At 30.5% G+C, this 14,735-nt stretch carries 14 protein-coding genes; 12 read left to right on the top strand and 2 right to left on the bottom strand.

The genetic code is table 11. From position 1 onward, the window contains the following. The first annotated feature begins 13 nt into the window (after positions 1 to 13). On the top strand, positions 14 to 2,146 hold the full coding sequence (locus A7L45_RS10485; protein WP_071612719.1) for an RNA degradosome polyphosphate kinase: 2,133 nt from the start codon (positions 14 to 16) through the stop codon (positions 2,144 to 2,146). Positions 2,147 to 2,194: 48 nt separating this feature from the next. Here the strand turns inward: A7L45_RS10485 and A7L45_RS10490 are convergent, their stop codons facing one another. After that, on the bottom strand, positions 2,195 to 2,395 hold the full coding sequence (locus A7L45_RS10490) for a DUF1450 domain-containing protein (protein WP_071612720.1): 201 nt from the start codon (positions 2,393 to 2,395) through the stop codon (positions 2,195 to 2,197). 230 nt (positions 2,396 to 2,625) lie between these two features. Between A7L45_RS10490 and A7L45_RS10495 the strand changes: the two genes are divergently transcribed. The 5 genes from A7L45_RS10495 (at position 2,626) to larE (ending at position 6,860) form a co-directional block, all read left to right on the top strand. Then, on the top strand, positions 2,626 to 3,867 hold the full coding sequence (locus A7L45_RS10495) for an EAL domain-containing protein (RefSeq protein ID WP_169829589.1): 1,242 nt from the start codon (positions 2,626 to 2,628) through the stop codon (positions 3,865 to 3,867). Positions 3,868 to 4,060: 193 nt separating this feature from the next. Next, positions 4,061 to 4,201, top strand: a complete 141-nt coding sequence (locus tag A7L45_RS23200) for a hypothetical protein (protein WP_162523150.1) — start codon at positions 4,061 to 4,063, stop codon at positions 4,199 to 4,201. 60 nt (positions 4,202 to 4,261) lie between these two features. Further along, positions 4,262 to 4,519: a hypothetical protein gene (locus A7L45_RS10500; protein ID WP_071612721.1), complete on the top strand. Its 258-nt coding sequence runs from the start codon at positions 4,262 to 4,264 to the stop codon at positions 4,517 to 4,519. A gap of 129 nt (positions 4,520 to 4,648) precedes the next feature. Continuing rightward, positions 4,649 to 5,806, top strand: a complete 1,158-nt coding sequence (locus tag A7L45_RS10505) for an SNIPE associated domain-containing protein (protein ID WP_071612722.1) — start codon at positions 4,649 to 4,651, stop codon at positions 5,804 to 5,806. A 214-nt stretch (positions 5,807 to 6,020) separates the two neighbouring features. After that, positions 6,021 to 6,860, top strand: a complete 840-nt coding sequence (gene larE, locus A7L45_RS10510; protein WP_071612723.1) for an ATP-dependent sacrificial sulfur transferase LarE — start codon at positions 6,021 to 6,023, stop codon at positions 6,858 to 6,860. Positions 6,861 to 6,930: 70 nt separating this feature from the next. On the opposite strand, the gene A7L45_RS10515 is transcribed toward larE, so the two are convergent. After that, positions 6,931 to 8,229: a lactate racemase domain-containing protein gene (locus tag A7L45_RS10515; protein WP_071612724.1), complete on the bottom strand. Its 1,299-nt coding sequence runs from the start codon at positions 8,227 to 8,229 to the stop codon at positions 6,931 to 6,933. A 263-nt stretch (positions 8,230 to 8,492) separates the two neighbouring features. Between A7L45_RS10515 and A7L45_RS10520 the strand changes: the two genes are divergently transcribed. The 6 genes from A7L45_RS10520 (at position 8,493) to A7L45_RS10545 (ending at position 14,708) form a co-directional block, all read left to right on the top strand. Continuing rightward, a complete protein-coding gene (locus tag A7L45_RS10520) occupies positions 8,493 to 9,665 on the top strand; it encodes a pyridoxal phosphate-dependent aminotransferase (protein ID WP_071612725.1) in 1,173 nt (390 codons plus the stop codon). Between the two features lie 265 nt (positions 9,666 to 9,930). Further along, positions 9,931 to 11,016, top strand: a complete 1,086-nt coding sequence (locus A7L45_RS10525; RefSeq protein ID WP_071612726.1) for a Gfo/Idh/MocA family protein — start codon at positions 9,931 to 9,933, stop codon at positions 11,014 to 11,016. A gap of 22 nt (positions 11,017 to 11,038) precedes the next feature. Then, positions 11,039 to 11,782, top strand: a complete 744-nt coding sequence (locus A7L45_RS10530; protein ID WP_071612727.1) for a sugar phosphate isomerase/epimerase family protein — start codon at positions 11,039 to 11,041, stop codon at positions 11,780 to 11,782. A 25-nt stretch (positions 11,783 to 11,807) separates the two neighbouring features. Further along, the gene (locus tag A7L45_RS10535; protein WP_071612728.1) at positions 11,808 to 12,731 is read left to right on the top strand and encodes a sugar phosphate isomerase/epimerase family protein; all 924 of its coding nucleotides are present in this window, start codon (positions 11,808 to 11,810) and stop codon (positions 12,729 to 12,731) included. Between the two features lie 21 nt (positions 12,732 to 12,752). Beyond that, positions 12,753 to 13,787, top strand: a complete 1,035-nt coding sequence (locus A7L45_RS10540) for a Gfo/Idh/MocA family protein (protein WP_071612729.1) — start codon at positions 12,753 to 12,755, stop codon at positions 13,785 to 13,787. 51 nt (positions 13,788 to 13,838) lie between these two features. Beyond that, positions 13,839 to 14,708, top strand: coding sequence for an AraC family transcriptional regulator (locus A7L45_RS10545; protein ID WP_071612730.1), 870 nt, complete (start codon positions 13,839 to 13,841; stop codon positions 14,706 to 14,708). The last annotated feature ends 27 nt before the right edge of the window (positions 14,709 to 14,735 follow it).

Here is a 14,735-nt window from a genome sequence, read left to right on the forward strand (position 1 = left end):
GAGGGGATAAAATATGATTGATTATTCATTACCTAAGTATTTTATAAGTCGCGAACTAAGTTGGATTCAGTTTAATGAACGGGTTCTTGAAGAAGCACAGGATACAACAAATCCATTGTTTGAAAGGTTAAAGTTTGCAGCTATCGTAAGTTCAAATTTAGATGAATTTTTTATGGTTAGAGTTGGCTCACTATCGGATCAAATTACAGCTGAATTTGATAAAAAAGAACCATCAGGACTTACGCCGACAGAGCAAATGGAGCAAATAGGAATATTAGTACATAAACTTGTTTCTAGTTTATCTAATTGTTATAATCGGTCCTTAAAAAAAGGCCTTGAAAAAGAAAAAATAAAATTTCTGAAATTTAATGATTTAAGTAAAGAACAGATTAATTATGTTGAAAACTATTATACGAAAAACATTTTTCCAGTACTAACACCTATGCTCGTTAATCAAAGCAGTCCTTTTCCGTTGATATCAAATAAAAGTTTGAATATTGCAATTCTTCTTAAAAATGATAAGGGGGAAAATATTTTTGCAACAATAAAGGCACCTTCTGTTTTTGACAGATTTGTAAAAATTCCAGATGAAGGTGGTTTAGCTTTTATATTTTTAGAAGATATTATTAAAATGAACTTAAAGTCTCTTTTTAATGGACATGAAATTATAGATGCAAGCTGTTATCGTATTACAAGAAATGCCGATATGGCACTAGACGAAGAAGGTGCGGAAGATTTACTTGAGGCAATTGAAGCATCTTTAAAGCAACGAAGATGGGGCAAAGCTGTGCGTCTTGAAATAGAGAAGGGTATGAATAATAAATTGCTTGAAATTCTTGAGCGGGAGCTTGAAATTTCGAAAGATCAGGAGTATATAATAAACGGACAAATAGATTTAACTTTTTTAATGAAAATTGGAAGGATTAAGGGTTATGAGAAACTAGAATATAAACCTATAAAACCGCAGTTATCAAAACAGTTTTTAAAATATAACAACATATTTGAAGCTATAACAGAGAAAGATATTTTATTACATCATCCATATGAATCCTTTGGACCGATTGTTGAGTTAGTAAGGCAAGCAGCTGTTGATTCTGATGTTCTTGCTATAAAACATACATTATATCGTGTAAGCGGCAATTCACCTATTATAGAAGCCTTAGTAAAGGCTGCTGAAATGGGTAAACAAGTTACTGTACTTGTTGAACTTAAGGCAAGATTTGATGAAAGTAATAACATAGTTTGGGCAAAGCAATTAGAACAATCAGGATGTCATGTAATTTATGGGCTTGTGGGACTTAAAACACATTGTAAGATATTGCTAGTAGTAAGGCGTGAAGAAGATGGCATTAAGCGTTATGTTCATATGGGTACGGGAAACTACAACGATGTCACTGCAAAGCTTTATACAGATTTGGGTCTGTTTACATCGAATCCTTATTTTGGGGCAGATGCATCTGCTCTATTTAATATGTTATCTGGGAATTCTAGACCAACAGCTTTACATAAATTTAGTCTTGCTCCATTACAGTTAAGAGATAGATTTTTACAAATGATAATTGAGGAAACGGAGAATGCGAGGAAGGGTAAGAAAGCCAGAATTATTATAAAAGTTAACTCATTAGTTGATATTGAGATTATTAAAGCTCTATTTAAGGCATCAACAGCAGGAGTGAAAATAGATTTAATAGTACGTGGTATTTGTTGCCTTAAACCTGGAATACCAGGTGTAAGTGAAAACATTACTGTGAGAAGTATTGTTGGTAGATTTTTAGAACATAGTCGTATTTTCTATTTTTATAACGATGGACAGGAAGGAATTTACTTATCAAGTGCAGATTGGATGACTAGAAATTTAGACCGAAGAGTAGAACTTTTATTTCCAATTGAAGATCAACAGGCAAGGGACAGAATAAAAGAAATTTTATACATATCTTTATCAGATACAATAAAAGCTAGAATTTTGACTAAAGATGGAATCTATACGAGAATTGATAGAAGAGGTAAAGAACAAATTAATAGTCAGGAAGAATTTTATAATTTTGTACTAAATAAAGATGATAAAATTAAAGAAAAAATGCATAGTATGAAGGAATATTGGAAAGAAAATGGGTTTGTACCAAGGGTATCAGATAAAATTGAATGATTTATAAAATAGTAATAGCGGATAGATTATTAAATCTATCCGCCATTACTATTTGTCTAGCTTTAATTTTTTAACAAGTTTTTCTACGCTATCAGCAGATATAAATTCACCATGGTTTTTAGCAATTGGATGTTTATGGCATAGACCACATTTGTTTAAACATTTTTTGTGTTCAAATTCTATATTATTATCTTTCAAGGCTTTACTAAGTTCCTTGTAGCTTTCATTTGATTTACATATTTTAATCATTATATATCACACCCTTATATTTGTTTTTATTATTAACCAAGATAAAATCAGTTCATATTAATACATTACCTTGTATTTGTCATTTGCGCAAGGCGTTAGCGTGTGTTTATAAAAAATACATTTCAATTCTTAATTGAGCATTTTTAACGTAAACATAAAAAAACTTAACTTAATATTAACACTATTATGATAATATACTATATATGGTATATTTTAAGGGGGAATTCTATATGTCAGATGAGCTTCGAGAAATTATTTTTAATAATAGATTACGATCTGTTTTTCAGCCAATTATCTCAATGCAAACAGGAGAGGTTATAGGATATGAAGCTCTAACAAGGGGGCCCAAGGATAGTAAGTATATAAATCCTGAAATACTTTTTGAATCGGCTAAAACACATGACCTTCTTTGGGACTTAGAAATTACATGTAGAAAAAATGCGATAAAGACATTTAGTACCCATAATTCTGATAAATTTTTGTTTGTAAATATAGACCCTGCTGTTTTAAAAGATGATCATTTTATTAAAGGTTTTACTAAGGAACTATTAGCAAAATATAATATTAGTCCAACCTCACTTATATTTGAAATTACTGAAAAAACCTCAATTGATTGTTATGAAAACTTTAGTGAAGTGATAGATTATTATAAGAATCAGGGATATAAGATAGCTATTGATGATGTAGGAACAGGCTATTCTGGACTTACAACTATTGCAAAAACAAGACCAAACTATATTAAAATGGATATGAGTTTAATAACAAATGTGACTAGGGACAATTTTAAAAAAGCAATAATTAAATCCTTTGTTGATTTCGCAAATTCCACAAATACTAAAATTATTGCTGAAGGAATAGAAGATGTGAATGATCTTTATACTCTTATCGAAATAGGTGTACACTATGGTCAAGGATTTTTAATAAATAGACCAGCTGATAATTTAATGGAACCACCTGAGATAATAAAAAAAAGGATTGTTGATAAAAATATTAATATGAGGAAACATAGTTTTAGTCCAAGTTCTAATGTAAAAATAGGAGAAATTGCAAAGGAAGTGTGCCCGGTTTTATCTACAACGACATGTAGCGAAGTAGACAAGCTTTTTAAGAGTAATCACAGTATAAGAGGTATTTCAATAGTTAATAACAGCTATTCAATAATTGGAGTATTAATGAATTCTGATTTTTTTTCAAAGGTTGGAACTCAATATGGATGGTCAATATATATGAAAAGACCTATCCACTTAATTATGGATTCAAACCCACTTATTATTGATTATGATACCACCTTAGACATAGTATCAAAAATTGTTATATCAAGAGAAGAGGATAAACTATATGATTATATAATTGTTAAAAAAAATGATAAATATTTTGGTGTGGTTACTGTAATTTCATTACTTGAAAAAACAATGGAGTTCGAATTAAATGTAGCAAAATATTCCAACCCATTAACAGACACGTCTCTATAAAGATAGTTTTTTAGGCCATATAGGTGGGGATGATTTTGTTGCAATAATTTCAGGTCATAATGCATACAATCTTTGTGAAGATATAATAAATGAATTTGATACTAACATAATAAATTTCTACAATGAGTATGATAGAGAAAATAAATACATACAATCTGTTAATAGGAACAACATTAATGGAAATTATCCGTTAATGAGTATATCTATTGCCATTGTAATCAATAAAAATAAGTCTTATACAAGTATATTCGAATTGACTGAAGAAGCAGCTAGAATCAAGAAAAAATGCAAATTAAAATCAAAGGAATTAATGAAAAGTTGTTATATAGTATAAGTACTAAATGGGTTAGGGTAATTAAATAAGATCTAAATAATATAGAGAGGAAGTTGTATTATGATAATTAATTTTGAAAGCAAAGAGGGTATTGAAGAAAAAAATGTTATTAAAGAAATTGATATATTTAATAAACTTATGATTAATACTATTAAGGCTAATGAGCGTGAATTTGAATTTAAGGGTCATAACTATATAGTTTATTCTGATGGTATTTGTGTACAAACATTAATAAATGAAAGGGTTTTGTATCGCATTTTTGTTGACGAATATAAAAATAATAGTTTTATAAATGACAAGGTAGTAAATTTTATTTAAATTAGTTATTAATATAAGCACTTTTTTGAATTTATTGAATAATTACTGCGTTTTTAAAAATATGACTACATTTTTAGTGAAATTTTTGTGGTATAATGTAGACTATTGAAGAAATAGGGAGGGTTATCAATGGCAATACTTACATCCATTAAAGACGCTTTAAGTGCGAAACAATATAAAGCTGAGATTGAAAAATTAATCGAGGAAAATAAAAATTTAAAATATATAAAATTAACTCCAACTCAAATGGGAATGAGTCGGATTTTATCTAAAACAAAAGAACTCGAAGCAGAGCTTGAAGAATATGATAAGCTAATTTTAACAAAAACAAAAGCTATAGAGGAACTTAATATAGAATATGGTAATCAAGCTACCTATCAAACAAGAGAATTTGAAGAGAAATCTAATGAATACGATCATAAAATCGAATTAAAAGATAAGGAACTTGAGGATAAATCAATTGAAAATGATAATATAATTGAAAGTAAAAAGAAAGAATATGATGATTTAATTGATTTAAAAGCTAAAGAACTTGAAGATAAGTCAGCAGAATATGATAATTTAATAAACGGCAAGAAGGAAGAATATGACAATCTAATACAAATAAAAGGTAAAGAGCTTGAGGATAAATCAACAGAATATGATGAATTTATTGAAAGAAAGAGCAAAGAGTACGAGGATACTTTCAAACAAAAGGCTATTGAACTTGAGCAGAAGTCTAGTGAATATGAGGATTTAATAGAGACTAAGACAAAATCTATTGAGGAGCTTAATTTAGAATATAATAATACAAAAACTTCTGTAGATGATTTAAATTCCCAAATAATAACTTTAGATGATGATGTATCGATGCAAGGTTTCGGTATTTATAAATCTGAATATAATTTAATGAATTCAGTGAAATGCTCTACTATGCTTGCAGAGATAAGGGAAAAGCAAGTGGATATGATTAAATCTAAAGAAGCCATAGAATTTAAGCAATGGATTATTAATGGAAATATAAATGAAAATAATCAATTAGCAGGAGATATGACTGATGATATGATCAAACTAGTTGTTAGAATTTTTAATGATGAGTGTGATTCTATAATTAACAAGGTGAAATTCAGTAATATTGAAGCAATAGAAAACAGAATAAAAAAATTCTTTGAAGATTTAAACAAACTTGGGAATATAACACAAGTCAAAATATCGCCTAAATATTTTAATACTAAAATGGAAGAACTTTACCTTTCTTATGAATATAAATTAAAGGATCAAGAAGAAAAAGAAAGCAAAACTACATAATAATATAATAAGTTTATGGCTGTTGATGAGGAAATCAATGGTCATTTTTATGGTCATAAATAGGCTATTTTTCCAATTATGCCTATTTAAAAATAAAATAATATTATTTTTAAGTATATTATTATGTTCAAAAGTTAAATGTTATGTTACATTAAATATGATAAAGATTTTTATTATAAATAGTAATAGTTTTTTTACGACAAGGAGGAAAAATATGGAATTAGAAATGAAGTTTCAAAAACTGAAGGATAATATTCAAGGATTGAAAAGTGTAGCAATAGCATATTCAGGAGGTGTTGATAGCACTTTTCTATTAAAGGTAGCAGCAGATGTTTTAGGTAATAAAGTTATTGCAATTACTGCGAAATCAACAACATATCCAGAAAGAGAATTTAAGGAAGCTGTTAAATATATTGAGGACATTGGAGCAAAACACATAGTTATAATCTCAGAGGAATTAGAAATCGAAGGGTTTGCTAAAAATCCTATTGATAGATGTTATTTTTGTAAAAAAGAACTTTTTTCAAAAGTTAGAAAAGTTGCTGATGATAATAATATTAACGCAGTTTTGGATGGTTCTAATGCTGATGACGTTTCAGATTATAGACCAGGAATGAAGGCAGCAAATGAATTAAGAGTTATTAGCCCATTAAAGGATGCTTTCCTTACAAAAGATAATATAAGAGAATTATCAAAAAGGCTAGGATTACCAACTTGGAACAAACCAGCTTTTGCATGCTTATCATCAAGATTCCCATATGGTAACGAGATAACAGTTGAGAAATTAAGCATGGTTGAAAGAGCAGAACAATTTTTACTCGATTTAGGATTTAGGCAGATAAGAGTAAGACATCATGGAGATATAGCAAGAGTAGAAGTTAATGCCGAAGAAAGAAATAAATTTTTCAGTACAGAAATGATGGATAAGGTTGCAAATGAATTAAAAAGCATTGGGTTTAAATATGTTACCCTTGATTTGTTAGGATATAGAACTGGAAGTATGAATGAAGTACTTAGCGACAAAGAAAAGAATTCAGTAGAAGCCCTTGATTAAATCAAGAGCTTTTTTACTTATTTTATCTTTGGTTGAAAATAATTAATATTGCAGCTCTGCAGGAGATGATTTAATAAATAGGTAGAAGTTTTGGTAAAGTGTTTGCTCCATGTGGCATTATAAAAGTTTTTAAATTTTTGCCCTTTTCTGTATAGGTTAAGATTAAGGCCTCATCTATTGTTTTAACTATTTTTATCCCAGTATTTTTAAAGAATTTAGGGTCTAAATTTGAAACTAGTATAAGATTAAAATTATGTGCTGTTTCACAAGCAAGGCATCCCACATGTTTTGATATTGTATAACGCTCTCTTAATGATTTTTCTCGATCAAGTAAGCTATCATAGTTAGAAAGGATTGCCCTAACATCATCATCACCACCAAGTCCTTCACTACACTGCGTTAATGCAATTATAGTCCCTCCAATTTTTGCGGCTTCTCTTGAATTCATGAGAAGTTTTGAAGATTGATAAAAATTAATGTCTTTAGGATAACCACCAGCGGTAGCTATTACTAAATCAGCTTTTTCTTTTATATATGCACAGTCAGACTCATCAACATATTTTCTTCCTTGTGCATGTGCCTTAATGCAATCACCTGCAACTGCCGCAGATATATTTCCATGACTGTCTATGATTACATTGAACATAAAACTTGGTTTTACAAAGCCACATGCTTCTTCCATATCTAAATGTACAGGATTATTTATTACATTTCCACATCTGATTTCGCCTCTAGTTCCTTCTCCTAAACTTTCATTAAGTGAAAGACCGTGATTTGCCATTATTGTTTCATATGATGCAATTCCAGGTAAAATTGATTTTTTTCCACCAGACCATCCTACTAGAAAATGATAAACTATTCCCCCAGCAACTATAATATGGTTACATTCCATGGCCTTTTTATTAATGGATACTGGTGTACCAAAGCTAGTTTTACCTAGATAAACCAAATTATCTTTATCCCTACAATCATGATCAATTATATTATATTTACCGTAAAGGGTGTCCCCTAATAATTGTTTGTATTCATTTTCGGTTTGTTTTCTATGGGAACCAGTAGCGCTAATAAATAATATATCTTCATCAACTATGCCAGCTTTTGTAAGTTCAGCTACAATGAAGGGAAGATATAGGGATGATTTTTGCCACGCCCTAGTAATATCTGGTATAACAATACAAATTTTTTCACCTGTATGTACTATTTCACTAAGTTTAGAACTTGATATAGGGTTTTGTAAAGCTTCTATTATTACTTCTTCTTCAGTTCTAGAACTTGTTGAAGGGATATTATCAAGTACTCCAATAACATCTTTTTCGTTAATTGAAAACTTAACAGTACCTCTTCCTTGCTTTAATTCAAACTCTTTCATAATTAGTTCCTCCCATATTTTCTGTTTCTATACATTAAACATGAAATTTTTAATTATGTCAATGAAGGTGTAAGTTAAATTCTATTTGAGTAAAATCATTGACAATTATTTTTATGAGTAATATACTAAAAACTAACAACTTTAATTATGTAATTATTCTGATTATTAATATAATCATAGTTGTTTCACATTTAGGAGAGTTTCTTTTCATACTTGAAAATATAAAATAAATATAAATAAATTGAACTATAAGGACGTGTTATATGCCAAAGTTAAGTGACAGAACAGCTTTTTTTACTGAATCTATAATTAGAAGAATGACAAGAATTTCAAATGAATATAATGCAGTAAATCTTTCGCAAGGGTTTCCTGATTTTGAGCCACCTAAGGATCTTTTAAATTCTTTAAGTAAGGTTGTAAGCAAAGGACCTCATCAGTATGCTGTTACTTGGGGTGCGCAGAATTTTAGAGAAGCCTTAGCTAAAAAACAGTCAAGATTTATGGGGATAAATATTGACCCAAATAACGAAATTGTTGTAACTTGTGGGAGTACGGAAGCAATGATGGTAGCGATGATGAGCGTTTGTAATCCAGGTGATAAGGTTATAGTTTTTTCTCCCTTTTATGAGAATTATACTGCAGATGCTATTTTGTCAGGAGCGGAACCTATATTTGTTTCGCTAAGGCCACCTAGTTTCAAGTTTAATATTTTAGAATTAGAAGCAGCTTTTAAACAAAATCCTAAAGCTCTAATACTCTGTAATCCATCAAACCCAACTGGAAAAGTATTTACATACGATGAGCTTAAAATCATAGCTGACTTAGCAGAAAAGTATGATGTCTTTGTAATTACAGACGAAGTGTACGAACATATAATCTATGCTCCATATAGGCATACATATTTTGCATCACTTCCAAATATGTTTGAAAGGACAATTTCTTGTAGCTCTCTATCGAAAACATATTCAATTACTGGATGGAGATTAGGTTACATTATAGCACCTAAATCGATTGTTGATGTTGCAAAAAAAGTCCATGATTTTCTTACAGTTGGTGCAGCAGCACCACTTCAAGAGGCAGCCGTTACAGCATTAAACTTTGATGATGTTTATTATAATGGACTGCAAAAGGTATATACGCAGAAGAGAAATACATTTTTAAAAGGCATTGATGACATAGGCTTAACATATACAACTCCACAAGGGGCTTATTATATAATGGTTGACGTATCAGAATTTGGAGTGAAAAATGATATAAAATTTTGTGAGTGGTTAGCACAAGCGGTAGGGGTTGCAGCAGTTCCAGGATCAAGCTTTTTTAGAGAAGATGTACATCATTTAATTAGACTTCATTTTGCTAAGAAAAAAGCCACTTTAGATGAGGCTCTTAATCGGCTCTCTTCGCTAAAGGATAAGGCGAAAGGAATGCAGTTATAGTACAAAAGTAGAAATAGTTTTAATTATAATAAAAGATTTTTTGATTTCAAAATATAGTAAGAAGGTTATGGTCTAAAATTTATCAAGAGGACCTTAGCTTTCTATTTTTTTATGTAAAGTAAAGCTATCAAAAGCAATATATGAGAAGTATTCAGCAATTCATGGGGAGTAATTCAAGTAAAAATGTTATAAAATAGTAAATGTAAACGATAATAATTAAAAAACTAAATTTAATATATATTTTAAAGAGGAAGGGTGAGATTGTATGGATAAGAAATTAAGAGTTGGAATAATTGGATGTGGTGGTATAGCTAATGGAAAACATATGCCAAGCTTAGCTAAGATAGCAGAAATAGAAATGGTCGCTTTTTGTGATATTATAATCGAGAAAGCAGAGATTGCTGCAAAAGAATACGGAAGCATGGGAGCAAATGTTTGTACAGATTATAAAGAGCTTCTAAAAGATGATACTATTGATGTTGTTCATGTTTGTACACCAAATAGATCACATAGCTCTATAACAGTTGATGTGTTGGAAGCCGGAAAACATGTTATGTGTGAAAAGCCAATGGCAAAGACTTCTGCGCAAGCAAGAGAAATGTTAGATGCCGCAAAGAGAACAGGTAAAAAGCTTACTATTGGTTATCAAAATAGATTTAGAGCGGATTCTATATATCTTAAAACAACCTGTGAAAATGGTAGTCTTGGAGATATATATTTTGCAAAGGCACATGCTATTAGAAGAAGAGCAGTTCCAACTTGGGGAGTATTTTTAAATGAATTTGAGCAAGGTGGAGGACCATTAATAGACATTGGAACACATGCTTTAGATTTAACGCTTTGGATGCTTGATAATTATAAGCCTAAGTATGTTGTGGGAAATATATATCATAAACTTAGTAAAAAAGAAAATGCTGCTAATGCATGGGGGCCCTGGGATCCAAGCAAATTTACAGTAGAGGATTCTGCATTTGGGTTTATTACTATGGAGAATGGTGCTACTATAATTATTGAATCAAGTTGGGCATTAAATAGCTTAGAAATTGGAGAAGCTCAGACAAGTCTATGTGGAACTGAAGGCGGGGCTGATATGAAGGATGGTCTTAAAATAAATGGAGAAAATTTAGGCAGATTATATGAAACTAAAGTTGATTTTGGATCAAATGGAGTTGCATTTAATGAAGGGGTTTCTGAAGATCCAGCAGATGTTGAAGCCAGATCATGGATTGATTGTATATTAAATGACACTGAGCCAATAGTAAAACCTGAACAAGCGTTAGTTGTTACAGAAATTTTAGAAGCAATATATGAGTCATCAAAAACAGGAGAGCCAGTTTATTTTAATAAATAATAAATAAAGGTTGGTGTAAATTATGAGTTTACCAATAGCACTTCAATTATATAGTATTAAAGATGAAACAGAAAAAAATTTTTCTCGTGCATTAAAGAAAGTAGCTCAAATAGGGTATAGCGGGGTAGAATTTGCTGGATATGGTGGATTATCAAGTTCAAAACTTAAGGCATTACTTGAAGATTTAGGTCTTAAAGTTTGTGGAAGTCATGTAAGTTTAGATGAATTAACAAATAACATTGATAAAGTTATAGAATATAGCTTAGAAATTGGTAATCCTTATCTAATATGTCCTTATGCTACATATAAAAATAGAGAGGATTATGAGAAGATGGCAGAAACACTTAATGTTTTATCCATAAAGTGCAGTGAAAAGGGAATACTTCTAGGTTATCATAATCATGGACATGAATTTCAAAAGTTTAACGGAGAATATGGATTAGATATTATATATAAAGAAAGTAATGCTAAACTAGTAAAAGCGGAAATAGATACTTATTGGGTAAAATATGCAGGGCTCGACCCAGTTGAATATATAAAAAAACATGCAGGTCGCTGTGATCTTATTCATATAAAAGATATGGAACTAATAGATGGAGAAAAACGTTCAACTGAAGTTGGAAATGGAATTATGGATATTAAATCTATAATAATGGAATCTGAAAAACAAGGGGCTAAATGGCTTATTCTTGAACAGGAATTTTTTAATAAACCAACTCTCGAAAGTGTAGAAATAGGATTTAATAATTTAAAAAAATTAATATAAAAAAATGAACAGGATGGTGTTTAATATGTATATAGGATTATTAACTGGTTGCCTTGGTGGTATGCCACTAAAGGAAAAGGCAAAGTGGGCAAGTGAACATGGGTTTAAAGCCTTAGAACTTTCTTGTTGGCCAAGGACTAATAGCCGTGATTACTCAGGAAGTGAGATAGATGTAGCTAATTTCACAAAGAGTGAAGCGGAAGAAATAAAATTATATTTCAAAGAATATGGGCTTACAATATCTTCAATTGCTTATTATGATAATAATTTAGATAGAGATCCAAAAAAAAGAAAATCCATAAACAATCATTTTAAAAAATGTGTTGATGCAGCTATGTTATTAGGCGTTTCATCTGTTGGAACATTTGTTGGAAAAAACATAGATAAATCGTTAGAGGAAAATTTTGATGAGTTTGAGGTGGTTTTTAAAGAGTTGGTTAAATATGCGGAAGATAAGGGCATAAAGGTAGTAATTGAAAATTGTCAAATGAAGGGATGGCAAGAAAAAGGAGTACCAGGAACTATTTCATTTACACCAGAACTATGGAGAGAAATGTTTAGAAGGGTACCAAATAAGAACTTTGGATTAAATTATGATCCCTCCCATTTACATGCAATGCTGATTGACTATATAACTCCAGTAAAGGAATTTAAGAATCGAATATTCCATGTACATGCAAAGGATGCTGAAGTGTTTGAAGATAAATTAAAAACTTATGGAGTATTTGATAAACAATTAAATGTTTGTAATGAAGACTTTGGATATTGGAGATACAGAATGCCTGGATTAGGAGACATTAATTGGGGAAAGTTAATTAATGAACTAAAAGAAATTGGATATGACGGCGTAGTAAGTATAGAACATGAGGACCCTCTTTATGAAGGTAGTGAAGGAAAGGTTAAAGAAGGACTACAACTGGGAATAGATTATCTTGAAAAATTAATATAGTATTATTTAGGAGATGTTGATATGAAAATATTAAAAGTAGCTATTATTGGATGTGGGAATATATTTCCTATGCATGCTCAATCTATAAAAGATGTTGAAAATGCAGAAATTGTTGCAGTTTGCGATATTAAAGAGGATAGGGCAAAGGAAAAAGCTGATCAATACAATTGTAATTATTATATTGACTATAAGGATATGCTTTCAAAGAAAGATATTGATGTAGTGCATATATGTCTTCCACATTTCCTTCATGCACAGGTGGCAATTTATGCTTCTAAACTTGGAAAACATATATTAACTGAAAAACCTATGTCTATAAAACTCTCAGATGCAGAGGCTATGGTTAAAACTGCTAAAGAAAATAATGTTACACTTGGAGTTATATTTCAAAATAGATATAATCCTGGCTCGAGACTTATAAAAGAAACATTGGAATCAGGAGAACTTGGTGAGATACTAGGAGGAAAACTTGAAGTCACATGGAAACGAACAGATGAATACTATGGCAATAGTGACTGGAAAGGAACATGGGACATGGAAGGTGGAGGAGTCATAATAGATCAAGCTATTCACACTATGGACCTTATGAGATGGTTTGTGGGTAGTGACATCGATTATATAGATGCAAATATAAGCAATAGAGCGCATAAAATTATTCAGGTTGAGGATTCTGCAGAAGGGGTTATTAAATACAAAAACGGAGTAGTAACTGCGTTTCATGCCATTAATTATTATACTTATGATGCACCTGTAAAACTTGAGATTCATTGTGAAAAAGGTATGGTTAATATGGTGGGAGATAGATCTGATATAAAATTTATCGATGGTAGAGAGTTAATTGCAGATAATAACCCGAATGATACTTTTGATTATGGAAATGGAGCAAAGGGATACTGGGGAACAAGTCATACAAAACAGATAAAAAATTATTACGCATCTATTAGTGCTGGGTTACAACCTGATATAACAGGTGATGATGCAATAAAAACTCAAAAAATGATATGTGCAATATATGAATCTGGTAGAAAAAGAGTTAGAATTAGTTGTAATAAATAAATTCTTAAAGCATAGAAATCTTGGAATATTTAATAAACGTAGGAGGGAATTATGCGGGGTAGTTTTGAAAAAACAGTACTCGAACCGGATTTTCCATTTAGATTATTTTTAAATGATGGCTTTGAAAGCACACCTCATCACTGGCATGAAGATATTGAAATCATTTATCTTGTAGAAGGCAGTGTGAAAGTAGGCGTAGGTAATGATTTATATCACCTTAAAAGGAGAGATATTTTAATAATAGGTCCTGGTGAGGTGCATTTCTTTTTAAAAGAAATGCAAACCAGCAATAGGGCAGTAATCCAGTTTAGAATGTCTATTTATGATGCGTTTCTTTCTGGATCAAAGGATATTAGAACTATAAGACCAATGTTTACTCATTCTAAATATCTTACCCCCAGCACTGAAGTTCATATCCTCATGGAAAAACAAATTCAGCAACTTATTAATGAAAATACTGCTGCGAAAGAAGGTTATAAGCTTATTATGAAAGCTAGACTTTACGACTTGGCTGGTATATTAATTAGATACATGCCTAAATGTGAGTATTCAGCTGAAGCTGAAAGTCGTCAAATAGAGAAACTTCAAAAGCTAGATAAGGTGTTTCAATATGTAGATAAATACTATCAAACAAATATTAACTTAGAGGAAATTTCAAAGGTTGCTGGATTCAGTCTATATTATTTCACAAGATTTTTCAAGGAAAACACAGGCGTTACATTTGTTGATTATTTAAATAATTTTAGAATAACTAAAGCAGAATGGCATCTTATGGAGGAAAATGACTCCATTACAGAAGTTGCATATAAGTCAGGTTTCAATAGCATTAAAACTTTTAATCGAGTATTTAAAAAGTTAAAAGGTTGCGCCCCAATGCAATATAGGAAAGGTATTAAATCATCTCCTTGGTCGCTGCAATAGTTATTTGCACCTTAAAAATTTATTAAC

The organism is Clostridium estertheticum subsp. estertheticum, from assembly GCF_001877035.1.
GTDB classification, from domain to species: Bacteria; Bacillota; Clostridia; order Clostridiales; family Clostridiaceae; genus Clostridium_AD; species Clostridium_AD estertheticum.

Bases quoted from the DNA above. Each gene is read 5' to 3' on its own strand.
- A7L45_RS10525 (WP_071612726.1), top strand. From the start codon at position 9,931: ATGGATAAGAAATTAAGAGTTGGAATAATTGGATGTGGTGGTATAGCT.
- A7L45_RS10520 (WP_071612725.1), top strand. From the start codon at position 8,493: ATGCCAAAGTTAAGTGACAGAACAGCTTTTTTTACTGAATCTATAATT.
- A7L45_RS10485 (WP_071612719.1), top strand. From the start codon at position 14: ATGATTGATTATTCATTACCTAAGTATTTTATAAGTCGCGAACTAAGT.
- A7L45_RS10515 (WP_071612724.1), bottom strand. From the start codon at position 8,229: ATGAAAGAGTTTGAATTAAAGCAAGGAAGAGGTACTGTTAAGTTTTCA.
- A7L45_RS10545 (WP_071612730.1), top strand. From the start codon at position 13,839: ATGCGGGGTAGTTTTGAAAAAACAGTACTCGAACCGGATTTTCCATTT.
- A7L45_RS23200 (WP_162523150.1), top strand. From the start codon at position 4,061: ATGAGTATATCTATTGCCATTGTAATCAATAAAAATAAGTCTTATACA.
- A7L45_RS10540 (WP_071612729.1), top strand. From the start codon at position 12,753: ATGAAAATATTAAAAGTAGCTATTATTGGATGTGGGAATATATTTCCT.
- A7L45_RS10490 (WP_071612720.1), bottom strand. From the start codon at position 2,395: ATGATTAAAATATGTAAATCAAATGAAAGCTACAAGGAACTTAGTAAA.
- larE (WP_071612723.1), top strand. From the start codon at position 6,021: ATGGAATTAGAAATGAAGTTTCAAAAACTGAAGGATAATATTCAAGGA.
- A7L45_RS10500 (WP_071612721.1), top strand. From the start codon at position 4,262: ATGATAATTAATTTTGAAAGCAAAGAGGGTATTGAAGAAAAAAATGTT.
- A7L45_RS10505 (WP_071612722.1), top strand. From the start codon at position 4,649: ATGGCAATACTTACATCCATTAAAGACGCTTTAAGTGCGAAACAATAT.
- A7L45_RS10530 (WP_071612727.1), top strand. From the start codon at position 11,039: ATGAGTTTACCAATAGCACTTCAATTATATAGTATTAAAGATGAAACA.
- A7L45_RS10535 (WP_071612728.1), top strand. From the start codon at position 11,808: ATGTATATAGGATTATTAACTGGTTGCCTTGGTGGTATGCCACTAAAG.
- A7L45_RS10495 (WP_169829589.1), top strand. From the start codon at position 2,626: ATGTCAGATGAGCTTCGAGAAATTATTTTTAATAATAGATTACGATCT.